Origin of the sequence: Agromyces sp. CCNWLW203, from assembly GCF_036576125.1 — a bacterium.
Classification (GTDB): Bacteria; Actinomycetota; Actinomycetes; order Actinomycetales; family Microbacteriaceae; genus Agromyces.
The window spans coordinates 401,288-419,837 of the sequence record NZ_JAZHYX010000003.1; the positions used below are offsets into that span (position 1 = coordinate 401,288).

Genomic DNA, 18,550 nt, shown 5'->3' on the forward strand with positions numbered 1-18,550 from the left:
CTGCACGCGCGACGCGGGCGCTGACGGATGCCGCGTGGCCGGCGCGTCACCGGCCACGCGACATCCGCTCGCTCAGAACTCGCCCGTGAGGCTCCCCCAGCCCTTCGACCGGCCTGCCGCGCTGCGACGCTGCGGGACACCCCAGGGGTTGTCGTCGCGCAGCGCAGGCGGCAGCAGGGCCTCAGGTGCGTTCTGGTAGGCGACGCCGCGGAGGAACCGCGAGATCGCCGCCGTGCCGACGCTCGTGGCATCGGTGGTCGTGGCCGGGAAGGGGCCGCCGTGCTGCATCGCGGCGGTCACCGAGACGCCCGTGGGCCAGCCCCCGAAGAGCACGCGGCCGCTCGTCTCGGCAAGTGCCTCGACGAGTTCGCCGAGCTGCACCGCCTCGGCATCGGTGGCGTGCACCGTGGAGGTCAGGTTGCCGGGGAACAGCTCGCGATGGAGCTCGGGAAGTGCGGCGGCATCCGAGTACCGCACGATGACCGACAGCGGGCCGAAGGACTCTTCGAGGAGCGCATCGGGCTGTGCCCGCAGCTGCTCGACCGACACCTCGACGACCGTCGGCGTCGCGAACCGCTGGCCGTCGTCGTCGACGCGCACCTCGCCCTCGGCGAGCACCGTGACGCCTTCGGCGCCGAGGACGGCGCTGCGGCGCTCCTCGAACGCCCGGCCGATGCCGGGGTTCAGCAGCCGGTGCTCGCCGACCGTTGCCGCACCCTCGGTGATCGCGCCGAGTTCGGCACCCTCGGGCACGAAGAGGAAGCCCGGCTTCGTGCAGAGCTGGCCGGCCGAGCCCGCGACCGAGGCCAGGAATCCTTGGAGCAGCTCGGGCTCGGTCGCGACGGCACCGGGCGTCGCGTAGACGGGGTTCACGCTGCCGAGCTCGCCGTAGAACGGGATCGGCCGTGGCCGGGACGCCGCGATGTCGGCGAGCAGGCGGCCGACGTGCGTCGACCCGGTGAACGCTCCGGCGCGGATGCGGTCGTCCTTCAGGAGGGCGACGCCATTCTGCTGCCCCGCGATGAGCTGGAAGACGCCGGCGGGCATGCCGGCGCCGGCGAGTGCGTCGATGACGATCTCGGCGGTGCGGCGGGAGAGCTCGAGGTGCCCCGAATGCGCCTTGACGACGACCGGGCAGCCGGCGGCGAGCGCCGCGGCCGAGTCGCCGCCTGCGACCGAGAAGGCGAACGGGAAGTTCGACGCCGCGAAGTTCAGCACGGGCCCGACTGGCTCGAGCACGCGGCGCACGTCGGGCCGCGGGCCGATGACGTACTCGGGGTCGGCTGCGTCGATGCGGGCGTCGAGGTAGGCGCCGTCGACGATCGCCTCGGCGAAGAGGCGGAGCTGGTTCGAGGTGCGCCGCACCTCGCCGATGAGGCGGGGCGCCGCGAGCCCGGTCTCGCGCATCGCGATCGCGATGAGTTCTGCCGCGTTGCGGTCGAGGGCGTCGGCGACGGCGACGAGGGCCGTCGCCCGGGCGCGCGGTTCGGTCGCGGCGAAGTCGCGGGCGACGGCGGCGGCCCGTTGCGCGACGCGGTCGAGGTCGGGTTCGGATCCGGATTGGGTTTCGGTGGGGGTCGTCATGGGTCGGTCCGCTCTCTGCTGGCGTCGGTCACGGTGGTCAGAAGACGAAGCCCTCGGGGAACGGGTCGTCGTCGTCGAGGAAGTACTGGCCGAGCCCCGTCACCCACGCGCGCCCCGTGATGGTGGGCACGACGGCGGGCACACCGCCGACGGTCGTCTCACGGAGCAGCCGCCCCGTGAACTCGGTGCCGATGAACGACTCGTTGACGAAGTCGGTGTCGAGCGCGAGCTCGCCGCGGGCGTGCAACTCGGCCATGCGGGCCGAGGTGCCCGTGCCGCACGGCGAACGGTCGAACCACCCCGGATGGATCGCCATCGCGTGCTGCGAGCGCACGGCGTCGGAGCCGGGCGCGATGAACTCCACGTGATGCACGTGGTTCGCACCGTCGAGCTCCGGATGCCGCGGCGGAGCCTCCCTGTTGATCGCCTCCATGATCGCGAGCCCGGCGGCGACGATGTCGTCTTTCCGGGCGCGATCGAACGGCAGTCCGACGTCGTCGAGCTCGACGAGCGCGTAGAAGTTGCCGCCGAAGGCGACCGAGTAGGGCACGGTGCCGTAGCCGGGCACCTCGATCGAGGCATCCAGTCGCTCGACGAAGCTCGGCACGTTCTCGATCGTGACGTGCACGGCGCGGCCGCCTTCGACCGCGACGCGGGCGATGACGAGCCCGGCGGGCACATCGAGGCGGATCTCGGTCACGGGTTCGACGACCTCGACCATGCCCGTCTCGACGAGCACCGTCGCGACGCCGATCGTGCCGTGGCCGCACATGGGCAGGAACCCGCTCGCCTCGATGAAGACGACACCCCAGTCGGCGTCGTCGCGCGCGGGCGGCTGCAGGAGGGCACCCGACATCGAGGCGTGGCCGCGCGGCTCGTTCATGAGGAGGCCGCGCAGCCCGTCGAGGTGCTCCATGGCGTACCGGCGCCGATCGTTCATGGTGGCGCCGGGGATCCGGCCGACGCCGCCGGTGACGACGCGCGTCGGCATGCCCTCGGTGTGCGAGTCGACGGCGGACAGCACCCGGCGCGCACGCATCAGGCGACCGCCGCCGACCGGGTCGCCAGCGCGGCGAGCGCCCGCTCGGTGTCGACCGTGACCTGGGCGCGCTGCTCGTCGCTCAGCGGGCCGCGGGGCGGACGGGTGGGTCCGCCGTAGGAGTTGCCGCAGATGTCCATCGAGAGCTTGATCGCCTGCACGAACTCGGTGCGCGAGTCCCAGCGGAAGACGGCGACGAGCTGCGTGTAGAGGTCACGAGCCTCGTGCCACTTGCCCTCGACGAGGAGGTTGTAGAGCTCGACCGCCTCCTTCGGGAAGGCGTTCGGGTAGCCGGCGAACCAGCCGACGGCGCCGTTGACCATGAGCTCGAAGAGCACGTCGTCGGCACCGGCGATGATGTCGATGTCGCAGAGCTCCTTGATCTCGTAGACCCGGCGCACGTCGCCCGTGAATTCCTTGATCGCGACGACCTCTGGGATCTCGGCGAGCTTCGCGACGAGCGACGGCACGAGGTCGACCTTCGTGTCGAAGGGGTTGTTGTAGGCCATGATCGGCAGGCCGACCTTGGCGACCTCCTCGTAGTGCGCGATGACCTCGCCCTCGTTCGCGCGGTAGAGCGTGGGCGGCAGCAGCAGCACGCCGTCGGCGCCGTCTTCACGGGCCCACTCGGCCCACATGCGGGCCTGGTGGCTACCGACCCCGTGCGCACCGGCGATGACGATGCCGCGGCCGTCGACGGCCTCGACGGCGACCTGGATCACCTTGCGCCGCTCCTCGTCGGTCAGCGACGAGTACTCGCCGAGCGAGCCGTTGGGGCCGACGCCGCGGCATCCGTTGCTCATGAGGAAGTCGACGTGCTCGGCGAACTTGTCGTAGTCCACCGCGAGCCCGGCAGGCGCCGAGTCGTCTTCGGTGAAGGCGAGCGTCGTGGCGACGACGACGCCGCCGAGGTCCATGGTGCTGGTCATCTGATCTTCCGTTCTCTGGTCCGCTGTTGGCGGATCGGTAATATGTGACATATTACTGCTCTGGTCCTGCAGCGGCAACCGTCGATCCAGTGTGGAGGGCGTGGAGGTCGGGCGCGAGCGCTGCGACCTCACCGAGCCGCACGGGCGCCAGCACCGGGCGTCGATCGAACCCCTCGGGTGCACCGCCGGCGTCTGCGACGATCGCCTCTACTGCGCGGCCGCACGTGCGCCCCTGGCATGCGCCGAGGCCGGCTCGCGTGGCCAGCTTCATGGCGCGCATCGGCACATCGGCCCGATCGGCGATCGTCGCGCGCGTGACGTTCTCGCATCGACACACGACCGTGTCGTCGGAGAGCCATGACGTCCATCCCGGCTGGATTCCGTGGGCGCGCTCGAGTCGCACCGCGAAGGCGCGCATGCGCCGCCGCACGGCGAGCGGGCCGCGCATGCGGTCGTCGTCGAGTGAGCCGCCCGCGGCCATGAAGCCGGCCACGGCGCCCTCGGCGAGCGCGGCGTCGGCACCGCCGATGCCCGTGACCTCGCCGGCCGCGAAGACGCCGTCGACGCTCGTGCGCTGCGCCTCGTCGACGGCGACGAATCGGCCTCGGCGATCCCCCTCGACCACCGCTCCCAGTGCGACCGCCACCTCGAGGCGCGGCGTGAACCCGTGCCCGAGCGCTACCGAGTCGCACGCGACCTCGCGCTCGGTGCCCGGAATCGGCCGCCACTGCGCGTCGAGCGCGGCGATGACGACGCCTTCGACCCGGTCGGCCCCGAGCACGCGAACCACTCCGCTGCCGATCCGGTACGGGATGCGGTGCCGGGCGAGAGCGCCGACGTACTCGACGAGTTCGCCCGCCTTGCCCGCGAGCTGCCAGGGCCGCGGCAGCCAGCCCGCCGCGAGACCGGTGAGACGGGATGCCTCGTGCACGCCGACGACCTCGGAGCCCGCGATGGCGAGCGATTGGGCGACCGGCAGCAGGAAGGGGCCGGCGCCGCTCACGACCGTGCGCCGGCCGACCGTGACGCCGTCGCGCTTCGCGAGCGCCTGGGCGGCGCCGGCGGTCGTGACGCCCGGGAGCGTCCAGCCGGGCATGGGCAGGGCGAGGTCGTGGGCTCCCGTCGCGACGACCACGGCATCGGCCTCGATGTCGAGGGCGGTGCGCCCCGCGGCATCCGCAGCGCCGACGACGGCCCTCAGGCGAACGAGGCCATCGGATGCCTCGGCGGACCAGACGCTCGCACCGGAGTGCACCTCGGCGCGATCGAGTACACCCCGAAGCCGCTCGAACCGCCCCCAGCCGTGCTGGAGTCGTCGGTCGGTGAGCTGCTCGTGATGCCGCCAGTACTGGCCGCCGAGCCGGCCGCCCTCGTCGAGGAGCGTGACGTCGGCTCCGGCGGCGAGCGCGGCCTGCGCCGCGGCGAGCCCGGCGGGGCCGCCGCCGAGGATCGCAACGCGACGTGCGCCGCGCGCCCGGGTCGTGTCAGTGACGCCCGTCGCCACGGTCACGCCCGTCATGCGCGCACCTCGCGCTCGACGCGGTCGCCGTCGACGGCCTCGCGCTGGCAGGCGCGCACCCCTTCGACGTCGTTGACGGTCACGAGGCAGTCGTGGCAGACGCCGATGCCGCAGAACACGCCGCGCTCGCCGGTCTGCGCCGTGCGCCACGCGGTGCGGCCGGCGCCGATGAGTACGCCGGCGATGGTCTGGCCGGCACGCCCCTCGATGGCCTCGTCGTCGACGGTGATGCGGATCATGCGGTCTCCTGCAGGCCGGCCCGGCCCGGAAGGAACGGGGCCGGGTCGAGGGCGGTGGGTGCGCCGAGCACGGCGTGCGCGACAAGCTGGGCGGTGGCGGGTGCGAGTCCGATGCCCGCCCCCTCGTGGCCGGTCGCGTGCACGAGCCCCGCGATCTCGGGGTCGGCGCCGATCACGGGCAGATGGTCGGGCGCGTACGGACGGAACCCGAAGTAGCTCCGCAGCAGCAACGTCTCCTCGAGGAACGGGAACAGGCGCACCGCCTTCGCCGCGATCGCCGCCGCCGGGGCGACGCCGGGCCGGTCGTCGAAACCGACCCGCTCACGACTCGAACCGATCAGCACCGTGCCGCCCGGGGTCGATTCGACGACCGTCGAGGTCTGCAGGGCAGCGTCGCCGGAACCCACGGCGCCGACGTAGTCGCTGTCGTACACCTTGTGGAAGACGCGCTGCGGCATCGGCGTCGTGACGAGGATCACCCCGCGTCGCGGCCGGATGTCGAGACGGGCACCGAGCCGTGCCGCGACTTCGCCGGCCCACGGCCCCGCGCAGTTCACGACCGCGTCGGCCTCGATCGGCCCGGCGGTCGTCATCACGCCCGCGAGACGGCCCGACCGGTCAGCTCGGCCCGATCGGTCGAGCGGCCCGGTCACGTCGCCGATCACGAGCCGGGCGCCCGAGCGGATCGCCGTGTCGAGCAGGGCCTGCGTGGCCGCCGAGGGCTGGATCTGCGCGTCATCCGGATAGTGCACGGCATGCACGACCTCGCGCGACAGGTAGGGCTCGGCGGCGGCGAGCGACGCGACATCCATCGCCTCGGCGCGGATGCCCGTGGCCCGCTGCACCTCGGCGAACCGCTCGAGCGCGGCCTCACCACCGCCGAACGCGACGACGATGCCGCCCTTGGCCTCGAACTCCGTCGCCGGCTGGCCGGCGGGCCGCTCGGCGTCGAGCCGTGCGGCGAGCACCCGCCACATCGCATTCGAGGCGACCGCGAGGTCGGCCTCCGCACCGGGTGCCTTGTCGCTGACGAGCAGGTTGCCTTCGCAGCGACTGGATGTCTCGCCGGCCACGCCGACCCGGTCGATCACGACGACCTCGGCGCCGCCCTCGACGAGCGCCAGCGCGCACGCGGCACCCACGATGCCCGAACCGATCACCGCGACGCGCACGATGCACCTCCTCGCCGCAAGTCAACCACCGAGGTACGCCTCGATGACCCGCGGATCCTTCGCGAGATCCGCCGCCGGCCCCTCGAGCGTCGCACTGCCGGTCTCGACGACGTACGCGCGGTGCGCGATCTTCAGCGCCGCACGGGCGTTCTGCTCGACGAGCAGCACCGTCGTACCCGCCGCGTTCACCGCGGCGACGATCTCCATGACCTGCTTCACGATGAGCGGCGCGAGCCCCATCGAGGGCTCGTCGAGCAGCAGCAGCTTGGGCCCGCCGATGAGGGCCCGGCCGATCGCGACCATCTGCTGCTCACCGCCCGAGAGGGTGCCACCCTGCTGCGTCCGCCGCTCCGCGAGCCGCGGCATCATGGCGTAGACCTCGTCGAGGCGCGACGCGATCGCCTTCTGGTCTCGCACCGTGTAGCCGCCGAGCAGCAGGTTCTCGTGCACCGTCATGGTCGAGAAGATCCGCCGACCCTCGGGCACGTGGATGAGCCCCGCCGCGACGATGTCCCAGGGCTTCGCCGTCGTGAGGTCCATCCCCTGCCAGGTCACCGAGCCCGATCGCGGGCGCACGAGCCCCGAGAGCATGTTCATCGTCGTCGACTTGCCCGCCCCGTTGTTGCCGAGCAGGCACACGATCTCGCCGTCACCGACGGTGAAGCTCAGCTCGCGGAGCGCATGCACCCGGCCGTAGACGACGTCGGCGTCCTTCACCTCGAGCATCGTCATGATGCGTCCTCGCTCTCGTCGACGCCGAGGTAGGCCTCGATCACGGCCGGGTTGCGCTTCACGTCCTCCGGGGAGCCGTCGGCGATCTCCTTGCCGTAGTTCAGCACCACGATGCGCTCCGCGAGTTCCATGACGAGCCCCATGTCGTGTTCGATGAGCACCACGGCGACGCCGAGGCCCCTGATCTTGCGGATGAGCCGCATGAGCGTCTGCTTCTCGTTGAAGTTCAGCCCTGCGGCGGGTTCGTCGAGCAGCAGAAGCTTGGGGCTCGTGGCGAGCGCCCTCGCGATCTCGACCCGGCGCTGCTCGCCGTACGGCAACTGCGTGACGTAGAGCGCCTCGTCATCCTCGAAGCCGACGAAGTCGAGCCAGCCCCGCGCCTCGCGGACGCACGCCGCCTCGGCTCGGCGGTAGCCGGGCGTGTGCAGCAGCGTCGCCCAGAAGCCCTCTCGAAGGTTCGCGTGCATCGCGGTGGTGACGTTCTCGAGCACCGAGAGCTCGCGGAACAACCGGAGGTTCTGGAAGGTGCGTGCCATCCCCCACTTCGTCACCCGTGACGGGAGCACCCGGTAGAAGCCGAAGCTCTGCAGCAGGTTCACGAGCCCGAGCCGGCGCCAGATCGCGGGCACCGACCGCACGATCGCCTTGCCGTCGAAGACTACCGACCCCGCGGTCGGCAGGTAGAAGCCCGAGATGCAGTTGAACGCACTCGTCTTGCCGGCACCGTTCGGGCCGATGACGGCGAGGATCTCGCCCTCTCGAACCTCGAAGCTGAGGCCGTCGACGGCGGTCACGCCGCCGAACTGCAGCCGGAGGTCGCTGACCTCGAGCAGGGCGCTCATGCGCGATCTCCTTCGTGCGGGTCGGGCGTCGGGGTGCCGTCGACCGATTCCATGACGCTCGCCGGCACGGCGGTCGCCTCGGTGAAGGCCGGCGGCGTCGGGCGGTTGCGCCGAAGCCACGGCAGCACGGCCGTTGCGGGCCAGAGCCCCGAGGGGCGGAACAGCATGACGACGACGAGCAGCACGCCGAAGATGAGGTAGCGCCACTCGGCGAAGTCGCGCAGCAGCTCGGGGGCGAGCGATACGAACAGCGCGCCGATGATGACGCCCGGCGTCGAGCCCATGCCGCCGAGCACTACGGCCATGAGGATGAGCGCCGAGTACAGGAACTGGAAGCTGTTCGGGCTGATCGCCGAGAGGTGGGTGGCCATCAGCTGACCGGCCATGCCGGCCCACACGGCGCCGATGATGTACGCCGAGATCTTGGCGATGTAGGTGTTGATGCCCATCGCCTCGGCGGCGTCCTCGTCGTCGCGCACGGCCTTCCACGCACGCCCGAGCCGCCCCTTCGCAAGGCGCCCCGCACCGATCACGCCGACGACGATCACCACGGCTGCGACGAAGTAGTAGAACACCACGCGCTCGGGGAAGTCGATGCCGAGCAGGCTGAACCCGTCGTCGAAGCTCCACGGGCCGAAGCTCCAGGTCGGGATGCCGTGGATGCCCGACGGGCCGCCCGTGATCTTCAGGTTGTTGGCGGTGATGCGGATGATCTCGCCGAACCCGAGGGTCACGATCGCGAGGTAGTCGCTGCGCAGGCGCAGCGTCGGCGCCCCGATGATGATGCCCGCCGTGATGCACGCGACGATCGTCGCGATGAGCGCGGCCCACATCGGCCAGCCGAGCACGGTCGTGAAGATGCCCGAGACGTAGGCGCCGACGGCGAAGAAGGCGATGTAGCCGAGGTCGAGGAGGCCCGCGTAGCCGACGACGACGTTCAGGCCCATGCAGAGCATCACGTAGATGAGGGCGCTCGTCGCGATCGACATCGTGTAGCGGGAGGCGTCCATGAACGGCAGCACCGCGACCAGCAGCACCGCCACCAGGCCGAGCGCACGCATGAAGCCGCGCTGGGAGGTGAAGACGCCCTTGGGCGGCTGCGGCCGCTCGTAGAGCGGTGCGGGGGCACGCAACGGCACGTGCTTCAGGGCGTGATCCAGATCGCGCGCCATGTCACATCCTCTCCACGACGCGGGCGCCGAGCAGGCCCGTGGGTTTCAGCGTCAGGAAGAGGATGAGGAACCCGAAGGCGAACACATCCCGCCATTCGCCGCCGAACCATGCCGAGCCGAACGACTCGAGCATGCCGAGCAGCACCCCGCCGAGCATGGCGCCGTACAGGTTGCCGATGCCGCCGATGACAGCGGCGGTGAAGGCCTTCAGGCCGATGATGAAGCCCATGAGGAAGTCGATGGACCCGTAGTAGGCGCCGGCCATGACGCCGGCGGCCCCCGCGAGCGCCGACCCGATGAAGAACACCATCGCGATGACGCGGTCGACATTGACGCCCATGAGCTGCGCACCCGTCGGGTCGAGGGCGATGGCCCGCATCGCCCGGCCCTGCCGTGTGCGCTCCACGATGTGGGCGAGCACGAGCATGAGCACGGCGGCGATGACGACGAGCACGATCTGCGAGGCGGTGACGCGCATGCCGAGCACGTCGAACCCGCTCGACTCCAGGCGGATGGGGAACGCCTCGGGGTTCGGGCCGAAGATCTGGCGCACGCCGTATTCCAGGGTGAACGAGACGCCGATCGCCGTGATCAGCACCGCGAGCCGCGGGCTCCGGCGGAGCGGCCGGTAGGCGATGCGCTCGATGCCGACGCCGATGAGGCCGGTGGTGACCATCGAGAGCAGGAGCACCACGAGCAGCAGCGGGATCGAGGTCTCGTTCGAGATGCCGAACGCCGAGAGCGTGAAGAAGCCGACGAACGCGCCGAGCATGTAGATGTCGCCGTGCGCGAAGTTCAGGAGCTTGATGATCCCGTAGACCATGCTGTAGCCGAGCGCGACGAGGGCGTAGAACGATCCGACGATGAGACCGTTCCAGATGAGCTGCATCATTGCAGAGGAGTCCTTCCGACGAGTCGGGGCGGGGCCTCGGCCCCGCCCCGCTGCGTCAACCCTGCAGGTCGTCCTCGAGGACGAACGCGCCGGTCGCTGGGTCGATGGAGACGATCACGAAGCCGCCGCCCGACAGGGTGCGGGTGTCGGTGAACGTGAGCGGTCCTGCGAAGGTGTCGAAGTCCGAGAGCCCCTCGAGGCCGGCCACCACGTTGTCGAACTCGGTGTCGCCGGCGTCTTCGATGGCCTGCGCCATGACGCGGACCGCGTCGTACGCCTGGGTCGAGTAGGGCCCGGGCGCGCCGCCGGCGAGCTCCTCGTAGTCGGCGATCCACTGGTCGGCGCCCTCGATCATGTCGGGCGTCTGCGTGAAGGTGCCCACGACGTTGTCGATGTAGCCCTCGCCCGCGATCTCGGCGAACTTGGCGTCGACCGATCCGTCGGCGACGAGGAACACGCCCTCGAATCCGGCGTCCTGCGACTGGCGGGCGATGAGTCCGCCCTCCTGGTAGTAGCCGGTCCAGTAGACGAGCGCGGGCTGCTGGGCTGCGAGCGCCGTGGCGACGGCGGAGTAGTCGTTCTCACCGGGGGTGATGGTCTCGCTCATGACGACGTCGAGCCCGGCGGCGGTGGCCTGCTCGGTGAACGCACCGGCGAGGTCGGCCGAGTAGCTCGTCGCGTCGTCGACGACCGCGACGTTCGTCGCGCCGATCTGCGTCGCGTAGGTCACGGCAGCCTCGGCCTGCTGGTCGCCGGTGCCGTTGATGAGGAAGACGCCGGGCAGGCCCTGGTCGACGAGCTCGTTCGAGTTCGCCGCCGGGATCACCATCGGGATGCCGGCCTCGTCGAAGATCGGCAGCGTCGGGAGCGTCGCACCCGAGCAGTAGCCGCCGACCGAGGCGACGATGCCGTCGGTGACGAGCTTGTTGGCGCCCGAGACCGCGGTCGTCGCGTCGCACGCGTCGTCTTCGACGAGCAGTTCGAGGTCACGGCCGAGCACGCCGCCGTCGGCGTTGATCTCGTTGACGGCGAGCTGGGCGCCGTTCTGCATGTACTCGCCGAACGCCGACTCGCTGCCCGAGAAGGGGGCGAGCATGCCGATCTTGATGGGGCCGTCGGTGGCCGCCTCCGACCCTCCGCCGGCGAGGCCGCCCGAGCAGCCCGCGGTCAGTGCGAGCACGCCGGCTGCGGCGGCGATGTGGAGCAGGCGCTTGCGGCGCCGAGATCCGAACTGCATGTGACTCTCCTTCGAGTACCGTGCCTCAATCGCCGAGCGGCGATATGTGACATATTACTTGCGGCGACGCTGCGCGCAAGTCGGCTCGGCACGAATCGCCGAACGCCGATCAGTCCTCGTGCTCGCCGCTCCAGATGCCGCCCACGTGCCCGATGTGGCGACGCATCAGCGCGGTCGCCGCGTCGGCCTCGCCGTCGAGCAGGAGCTGCACGAGCTCGGCGTGCTCGAGCGCGGACTCGGTCAGGGCGCCCTGCTCGGCGAGCTCGACGAGGCCGGTCAGCCGCGTCTGCTGGCGCAGCTCGCCGACGAGCGACACCAGGAACTGGTTGCCGGTCAGCCCGAGCAGCGTCAGGTGGAAGGCCGTGTCGGCCTCGAGGTAGTCCTGGAACCGGCCCTCGTCACCGGCGCGCACGATCTCGGCGGCGAGTTCGCGGAGCCGCCCCGCCGCCTCCGCCGAGACCTGCCCCGCGAGCTGGCGCATGGGCGGCACCTCGAGCAGCAGTCGCACCTCGCGCAGCTGCCGGAGTTCATCGAGCGACACCTCGGTCACCCGGAACCCGCGATTGCGCATCGGGGCCAGGAATCCGCGCCGGGCGAGGTTCAGCATGGCCTCGCGCACCGGTGTGGCGCTGACGCCGAACTCGGCGGCCATCGTGGGAACCGTGAGCACCGCGCCGGGCTCGTACTCGCCCGCCACGATGCGCGAGGACATCGCGCGCTCCACCTGCTCTCGCAGGCTCACGACCTGCGCCAGCGGCGACGAGTCACTCATGCGGGCTCCCTGGTACGTCATGCACCACAGCGTAGTCGCGCGCACATCGTGAGATGGCGCTCCGTGACCCGCGCGCCACGCTGCATCCGGCCCCTCATGTCATGATGTCCGTGCGCCCGCAGGCGCGGAACGGGGGTGCCGCATGGCGATCGAGTTCGCACGATCTGCGCGTTCCACGGTGGGGCTCGAGTGGGAGATCGCGATCGTCGATCGCGGCACCGGTGAACTCGCGTCCGTCGCCGGCCAGGTGCTCGACGCGCTCGATGCGGGCAGCGAGGGCGAGCATCATCCGTTCATCACCTCGGAACTGCTGACCAACACCGTCGAACTCGTCAGCGACGTGCACGAGACGGTCGGCGGCGCGGTCGCCGACCTCGAGCACCAGCTCGCCGAGGTGCGCGCCGTCATCGACGAGATCGGCGAGTACGACCTGATCTGCGCCGGATCCCACCCGTTCAGCCAGTGGTACGACCAGCACCTCACCGACAAGCCGAGGTACCACAAGCTCATCGAGCGCACCCGCTGGTGGGGTCGCAACATGATGATCTGGGGCGTGCACGTGCACGTCGGCATCGAGGACCGCGACAAGGCGCTGCCGATCCTCGACGGCCTCCTCGCCTACCTCCCGCACCTGCAGGCGCTCTCGGCCTCGAGCCCGTTCTGGGCGGGCGTCGACACGGGCTACGCCTCGAACCGCGCGCTCATGTTCCAGCAGCTGCCGACCGCCGGACTCCCCTATCCGCTCGCCGACTGGCCGGCCTACGAACGCTACGTCGGCGATCTCGTGCGCACGGGTGTCATCGAGGATCACAGCGAGGTGCGGTGGGACATCCGCCCGTCGCCGAAGTGGGGCACGGTCGAGGTGAGGGTCTGCGACGGGCTCTCCACCGCCGCCGAGATCGCCGCGATCGGCGCCCTCGTGCAGTGCCTCGTGGAGTGGATGAGCACCCGGCTCGACGAAGGCGGCACCCTCGCCGTGCTGCAGCCCTGGTACGTGCGCGAGAACAAGTGGCGGGCGGCGCGCTACGGCCTCGAGGCATTGGTGATCACGGATGTCGCGGGCACCGAGCGCCCGGTCGCCGACGACCTGCGGGAGCTCCTGACCACCTTGGCGCCGATCGCCGATCGCCTCGGCTGCGGCGTCGAGTTGCAGCAGGTGCGCGCGATGCTCGACTCCGGAGCGAGCTACGCCCGGCAGTTGCGCGTCGCAGACGCCGCGGGCGGCGACCTCACGGCGGTGGTCGCCCACCTCGCCCGCGAGCTGCGCGACGGCATCGAGAGCGGGCCGCCCGCGGCATCCGTCGCCGGTTGACTCAGGTCACCCCGGCAGGCGACGCGTGCGGATCAGCTCGGCGTACCAGAGCGCGCTGTCTTTCGGCAGCCGCTCGAAGGTGTCGTAGTCGACGCGCACGATGCCGAAGCGCTTCGAGTAGCCGTAGCCCCACTCGAAGTTGTCCATGAACGACCAGACCTGGTAGCCGCGCAGGTCGACGCCGCGCGCCATGGCGCGATGCGCCGCCGTGAAGTGCCGCTGAAGGTAGTCGATGCGATCGACATCGTGAACGGCTGGCCCCTCGGGGCCGTCGACGACGACGTCGGCGAACGCGGCGCCGTTCTCGGTGACCATGAGCGGTAGTTCGGGGTAGCGTTCGCTGAGCGAGACGAGCAGGTCTTCGAGGCCCGACGGGTCGATGTTCCAGCCCATGTCGGTGTACGGCCCCGGCTGCGCGAGAAACTCGACGTGCTCAGATCCCGGCCACGGCGTGCCGCCCATGTCCTTGTGTCCGTCGGCGTTCGCGCGCGGCGAGACGCCGTCCCACAGGTCGACCGTCACCGTGGAGTAGTAGTTCACGCCGAGCAGGTCGAGCGGCTGGGCGATGATCTCGGTGTCGCCGGACTCGACGAACGACCAGTCGGTGACCGACGCCGTGTCGGCGATGACGTCGGCCGGGTAGCCGTCGCCGAGGAGCGGCCCGAGGAACACGCGGTTCGCGAGGCCGTCGATGCGGCGGGCGGCCTCGGCGCCGCCGTCTCCCGACGGCCGGATCACGTGGAGGTTCAGGGTGATCGAGTAGCCGGGGTCGTTCGTCACGACGCCGCGCAGCGCCTCGATCGCGAGGCCGTGGGCGAGGTTCAGGTGGTGCACCGCGGCGAGCGCCTTCGCGCCGTCCATGAGCCCCGGAGCGTGCGCCCCCGAGCCGTAGCCGAGGTACGCGCTGCACCACGGCTCGTTGAGCGTCGTCCACACGGCGACGCGGTCGCCGAGCCGTTCGCCGACGAGGCGGGCGTAATCGGCGAAGGCGTACGCGGTGTCGCGGCTCACCCAGCCGCCCTCGTCTTCGAGCGCCTGCGGCAGGTCCCAGTGGTACAGCGTCGCGATCGGGCGGATGCCGCGGGCGATGAGCCCGTCGACGAGGCGTTCGTAGAACGCGAGGCCCGCCGCGTTGGCCTCTCCCCGGCCGGTCGGCTGGATGCGCGGCCACGCGATCGAGAACCGGTAGGCCTCGAGACCGAGGCGCTGCATGAGGTCGAGGTCTTCATCGAGCCGGTGGTAGTGATCGCACGCCGTATCGCCCGTGTCGCCGTTCCAGACCTTGCCGGGCGTGTGACTGAACGTGTCCCAGATCGACGGCCCTCTTCCGTCTTCGTTCACAGCACCCTCGATCTGGTACGACGCCGTCGCGGAACCGAAGAGGAAGTCCTCACCGAATTCGAGCCCCGTGTCGCGGTAGTCGGGCGTGTCGGTCGCCATCGTCAGTGCTCCAGTCCTCGCGGGTGGGATGCTGCGCTCTCACTGTATCGCGGGCGGGATCCGGCCCTCCGTCATCGCCTAGGGTCGAGGAATGGAGACTCCGCCGATCCTCGAGACCGCCGCATTCCGAGCGGAGCTCCAGCCCGAGCGGGGAACCAACGGCGGCTACTCCCTCGTCATCGACGACGTCACCCAGTCGCACGTCAACCCCGACGATCCGCGCGACCTGCAGCTCCCGTACGTGCGCCGCATCGCCGCCGTGCTCGCCACGCTTCCCGGCGAGTCGCCCTCGGTACTGCACCTGGGTGCGGGCGCGCTCACCCTTCCCCGCTATGTGCACGCCGTGCACCCGACGAGCCGCCAGCGCGTCGTCGAACTGCACCCCGACCTGCTCGCGTACGTCACGCGGTACGTGCCGCTGCCGGCGGACGCGACGATCGAGCTCGCGATCGGCGACGCCCGCGACGAAGTGCAACGACTCGCCGGCGACGGTGACGACCAGTGGGACCTCGTGCTCGTCGACGTCTTCTCGGGCGGCCTCGTGCCGCGCCACGTCACGACCATCGAGTTCTTCACCGAACTCGTCACGCTCCTCTCGCCAGGCGGCGTGCTGATCGTCAACTGCCTGAACGGCGCCGAACCCCAGGTGACGAGCGACACCCTCGCTGCGGTGCTCGACCTGCTGCCTCGTGCGCTCGTGATCGGCTCGGAGGCCGTGCTCCGGCGAGTAGCGCCCGGCAACACGATCATCGTGGCGTCGCGGCATCCGCTCGACCCGGAATCGATCGCGCAGTGGCTCTCGACCGACCCGCTTTCGGTCGCGACCGGAGCGACCGTCGTCGACGGACCGGCCCTCGAGGAGCTCGCCGGAACTGTGCGCCACGACCACCAGTAGGTACGCGCGACGCACCGGAGCGCACCGGCTCGACGATCCACGTCACGCCGGCCCGGCCTTCGCCGCTCAGCGGGACGATCGCGTCGACCGGTCCTCGCGAAGCACTGCTGCGAGCTTGATCCGGTAGACCGCGAGCACTGCGAAGAACGCGTTCAGGTCGACCTTGTCGGAGGTCGGATCCTCGAGCTCCTTGAGCCGGATCGGACGGATCTTCGCGACCTCGGCGATCTGCTTGTGCGTCGCAGCGCCGCGGCTCTTGACGAGGAAGTCCGCCAGCGCCGCGCGGTCACCGAGGACGCGATGCGTCTCGGTCGCGAGGTCGATGCGGCTGTGGCCGATGTGGAGGTGGCCGCAGTGCTGGCAGGTGTACCAGCTCGTCGACGGGTCCTCGCGGAGCTTGCCCGGAATCTCGGTCTCGCTCCGATACCTGCGCTTGAACTCCCATCGACCGCCCCGCTCGGTCTTGCACTCGCGCGGCGCGCTCGCAGCGTCGAGCACCAGCTCTGCCATGCCCGCGCACCGAGGCGTGCAGTACAGACCTTGGTAGACCGGAACTCCGGGGCCGCCGAGCTTCTGCGCGCACTTCCTGCAGCGCTGGCGCTCGGGGTAGCGCTTCTCCTGGACCAAGAGCCGGAGCTACCGGCGCAGCATCTTCTGCAGCGCCGCGAGCTCTTCCTCGCTCGGCGCGGCCTTCGCGCCGCCGCCGCCCAGGCCGAAGCCCGAACCGGTCGGTGCGCTCTCCGCGCCCGGCGTCACGCCAGAGGCGATCGCCGCGTTCTCGGTCGCCCGCTTCGCGGGGTTGCCCGAGCGCGAGCCCGACTTCTTCTTGCCCTTCGCTGCCTGGCGCTTGCCGCCGCCGTGGCTGCCGCCGCCGGGCAGGGGCCCCATGCCGGGGATCTGCGGCACGCCGCCGCGCGCGACGGTCTTCATCATCTTCGCGGCCTGCTCGAACCGCGCGACGAGCTGGTTCACGTCGGTGACGGTCATGCCCGAGCCCTTCGCGATGCGCAGGCGCCGCGAGCCGTTCAGGAGCTTGGTGTTCTCGCGCTCGGCGGGGGTCATCGACTGGATGATCGCCTCGGTGCGCACGATCTCGCGCTCGTCGAAGTTCTCGAGCTGCTGCTTCATGCCACCCGCGCCCGGCAGCATGCCGAGCATCTTCTTGATCGAGCCGGCACCGCGCAGTTGCTGCATCTGGCCGAGGAAGTCGTTCAGCGTGAACGTGTCGGTCGCGAACTTCTCGGCGACCTTCATCGCCTCTTCTTCGTCGAACGCCGACTGCGCCTGCTCGATCAGGGTGAGGATGTCACCGAGGTCGAGGATGCGGCTCGCCATGCGGTCGGGGTGGAAGGGCTCGAAGTCGTCGAGGTTCTCACCGGTCGACGCGAAGATGATGGGGCGACCGGTGACGGATGCCACGCTGAGCGCGGCGCCGCCGCGCGCGTCGCCGTCGAGCTTGGTGAGCACGACACCGGTGAAGTCGACGCCCTCCTGGAAGGCCTTCGCGGTGTTGACGGCGTCTTGACCGATCATCGCGTCGATGACGAAGAGCACCTCGTCGGGGTTCGTGGCCTTGCGGATGTTCGACGCCTGCTTCATGAGCTCGGCGTCGACACCGAGGCGGCCCGCGGTGTCGATGATGACGACATCGTGCAGCGCGCGCTCGGCGTGCTTCACGGCGTCCTTCGCGACCTTCACGGGGTCGCCTGCGCCGTTGCCGGGCTCGGGGGCGAAGACCGGCACGCCGGCCTGGCCGCCCACGACCTGAAGCTGGTTCACGGCGTTCGGGCGCTGGAGGTCGGCCGCGACGAGGAGGGGCGTGTGCCCCTCTTTCGCGAGCCACTTCGCGAGCTTGCCCGCGAGGGTGGTCTTACCGGCGCCCTGGAGGCCCGCGAGCATGATGACCGTCGGCGGGTTCTTCGCGAACTGCAGGCGCCGCTGCTCGCCGCCGAGGATGCGGATGAGCTCCTCGTTGACGATCTGCACGACCTGCTGCGCCGGATTCAGCGCCTTGTTGACCTCGTCGCCGAGCGCGCGCTCGCGCACGTGCGCCGTGAACTCCTTGACGACGTCGAGCGAGACGTCGGCGTCGAGCAGCGCGCGACGGATCTCGCGAACCGTGCCGTCGACGTCGGACGCGGAGAGCTTGCCCTTGGTGCGGAGATTCTTGAAGGTCTCGGCGAGGCGGTCAGACAGGTTTCCGAAGGTAGCCATGGTGCCTTCGATTCTAAGCGACAGCGGATGCCGCCTCCGCGCCTTGCCCGGAACGCAGGCGGCGACCGGGCTCAGGCGTCGAAGCGGAGGTCGACCAGGTCGCGGTTGATGTCGATCGACGCGACGAGGCGCGAGTCGATGTCTTCGGGCGCGAGGCCGAACTCGAACTCGGCGAAGGTCTCGCCGTCGCCGTCGGCGTCGGGCCTCAGGTCGACGCGCACGAGGCTCAGCGAGCGCAGGGCGTCGATGTCGCGGTCGCCCGAGTCGCGCGTGATCGCGTCGCCCGCGGCATCCGCTTCTTCGCCGTTCAGCACGGAGCGGAGGAACAGCGAGACGGGGCTGCCGCCCGAGTCGAGCTGGCCGACGAAGACGCCGCGCAACTCGTCGTCGATGAGCTCGAGCTCGCCGACCATCGTCGCCGCCGCGTCGAGCGACGCGGTCGAGACGTCGTCGGTGTCGGCGTCGAGCACGACCTCGACGTCTTGATCGCCGTATTCCTTGCGCTCGGCCCAGTAGTCGCCGATGAGGCCGAAGTAGTCGTGCTCGATCGCCATGTCGTT

General features: G+C 70.6%; 18 protein-coding genes. 2 read left to right on the forward strand and 16 right to left on the reverse strand.

The window, feature by feature from the left end; all coding sequences use genetic code 11:
* Positions 1–72: 72 nt before the first annotated feature.
* The 12 genes from VPH61_RS10070 to VPH61_RS10125 form a co-directional block, all read right to left on the reverse strand.
* Positions 73–1,584, reverse strand: coding sequence for an aldehyde dehydrogenase (NADP(+)) (locus tag VPH61_RS10070; RefSeq protein ID WP_332063357.1), 1,512 nt, complete (start codon positions 1,582–1,584; stop codon positions 73–75).
* Positions 1,585–1,621: 37 nt separating this feature from the next.
* Positions 1,622–2,623, reverse strand: coding sequence for a proline racemase family protein (locus VPH61_RS10075; protein ID WP_332063358.1), 1,002 nt, complete (start codon positions 2,621–2,623; stop codon positions 1,622–1,624).
* Positions 2,623–3,552 (reverse strand): dihydrodipicolinate synthase family protein, encoded by a 930-nt coding sequence (locus VPH61_RS10080; protein ID WP_332063359.1) that lies wholly within the window; start codon positions 3,550–3,552, stop codon positions 2,623–2,625. Before VPH61_RS10080 ends, VPH61_RS10075 begins: the two co-directional genes overlap by 1 nt.
* Positions 3,553–3,604: 52 nt before the next feature.
* Positions 3,605–5,071 (reverse strand): FAD-dependent oxidoreductase, encoded by a 1,467-nt coding sequence (locus VPH61_RS10085; protein ID WP_332063360.1) that lies wholly within the window; start codon positions 5,069–5,071, stop codon positions 3,605–3,607.
* Entirely contained in the window at positions 5,068–5,310 is a 243-nt protein-coding gene (locus tag VPH61_RS10090) for a (2Fe-2S)-binding protein (protein ID WP_332063361.1), read from the reverse strand. The genes VPH61_RS10085 and VPH61_RS10090 overlap by 4 nt, the downstream gene beginning before the upstream one ends.
* A complete protein-coding gene (locus VPH61_RS10095) occupies positions 5,307–6,482 on the reverse strand; it encodes an NAD(P)/FAD-dependent oxidoreductase (protein WP_332063362.1) in 1,176 nt (391 codons plus the stop codon). The genes VPH61_RS10090 and VPH61_RS10095 overlap by 4 nt, the downstream gene beginning before the upstream one ends.
* A gap of 21 nt (positions 6,483–6,503) precedes the next feature.
* Positions 6,504–7,214, reverse strand: a complete 711-nt coding sequence (locus VPH61_RS10100) for an ABC transporter ATP-binding protein (protein ID WP_332063363.1) — start codon at positions 7,212–7,214, stop codon at positions 6,504–6,506.
* On the reverse strand, positions 7,211–8,056 hold the full coding sequence (locus tag VPH61_RS10105; protein ID WP_332063364.1) for an ABC transporter ATP-binding protein: 846 nt from the start codon (positions 8,054–8,056) through the stop codon (positions 7,211–7,213). The genes VPH61_RS10100 and VPH61_RS10105 overlap by 4 nt, the downstream gene beginning before the upstream one ends.
* Positions 8,053–9,228 (reverse strand): branched-chain amino acid ABC transporter permease, encoded by a 1,176-nt coding sequence (locus VPH61_RS10110; RefSeq protein ID WP_332063365.1) that lies wholly within the window; start codon positions 9,226–9,228, stop codon positions 8,053–8,055. The genes VPH61_RS10105 and VPH61_RS10110 overlap by 4 nt, the downstream gene beginning before the upstream one ends.
* A gap of 1 nt (position 9,229) precedes the next feature.
* Positions 9,230–10,120: a branched-chain amino acid ABC transporter permease gene (locus VPH61_RS10115; RefSeq protein ID WP_056009660.1), complete on the reverse strand. Its 891-nt coding sequence runs from the start codon at positions 10,118–10,120 to the stop codon at positions 9,230–9,232.
* Positions 10,121–10,175: 55 nt separating this feature from the next.
* Positions 10,176–11,357, reverse strand: a complete 1,182-nt coding sequence (locus VPH61_RS10120; RefSeq protein ID WP_332063366.1) for a branched-chain amino acid ABC transporter substrate-binding protein — start codon at positions 11,355–11,357, stop codon at positions 10,176–10,178.
* Positions 11,358–11,466: 109 nt separating this feature from the next.
* The gene (locus tag VPH61_RS10125) at positions 11,467–12,150 is read right to left on the reverse strand and encodes a GntR family transcriptional regulator (RefSeq protein ID WP_332063367.1); all 684 of its coding nucleotides are present in this window, start codon (positions 12,148–12,150) and stop codon (positions 11,467–11,469) included.
* A gap of 121 nt (positions 12,151–12,271) precedes the next feature.
* Here VPH61_RS10125 and VPH61_RS10130 point away from each other — a divergent pair, with 121 nt between their 5' ends.
* Entirely contained in the window at positions 12,272–13,441 is a 1,170-nt protein-coding gene (locus tag VPH61_RS10130; RefSeq protein ID WP_332063368.1) for a glutamate--cysteine ligase, read from the forward strand.
* A 6-nt stretch (positions 13,442–13,447) separates the two neighbouring features.
* Here the strand turns inward: VPH61_RS10130 and VPH61_RS10135 are convergent, their stop codons facing one another.
* Positions 13,448–14,881: a GH1 family beta-glucosidase gene (locus VPH61_RS10135; RefSeq protein ID WP_332063369.1), complete on the reverse strand. Its 1,434-nt coding sequence runs from the start codon at positions 14,879–14,881 to the stop codon at positions 13,448–13,450.
* A 91-nt stretch (positions 14,882–14,972) separates the two neighbouring features.
* Between VPH61_RS10135 and VPH61_RS10140 the strand changes: the two genes are divergently transcribed.
* On the forward strand, positions 14,973–15,776 hold the full coding sequence (locus VPH61_RS10140) for a spermidine synthase (RefSeq protein WP_332063370.1): 804 nt from the start codon (positions 14,973–14,975) through the stop codon (positions 15,774–15,776).
* 66 nt (positions 15,777–15,842) lie between these two features.
* Here VPH61_RS10140 and VPH61_RS10145 read toward each other — a convergent pair whose 3' ends face one another.
* The 3 genes from VPH61_RS10145 to VPH61_RS10155 all read right to left on the reverse strand — a co-directional run bounded on the left by VPH61_RS10145 (position 15,843) and on the right by VPH61_RS10155 (position 18,544).
* The gene (locus VPH61_RS10145) at positions 15,843–16,286 is read right to left on the reverse strand and encodes a hypothetical protein (RefSeq protein ID WP_332063371.1); all 444 of its coding nucleotides are present in this window, start codon (positions 16,284–16,286) and stop codon (positions 15,843–15,845) included.
* A gap of 126 nt (positions 16,287–16,412) precedes the next feature.
* Positions 16,413–17,990, reverse strand: coding sequence for a signal recognition particle protein (ffh, locus tag VPH61_RS10150; protein WP_332063372.1), 1,578 nt, complete (start codon positions 17,988–17,990; stop codon positions 16,413–16,415).
* Between the two features lie 71 nt (positions 17,991–18,061).
* Positions 18,062–18,544: a DUF2004 domain-containing protein gene (locus tag VPH61_RS10155; protein ID WP_332063373.1), complete on the reverse strand. Its 483-nt coding sequence runs from the start codon at positions 18,542–18,544 to the stop codon at positions 18,062–18,064.
* Positions 18,545–18,550 lie beyond the last annotated feature (6 nt).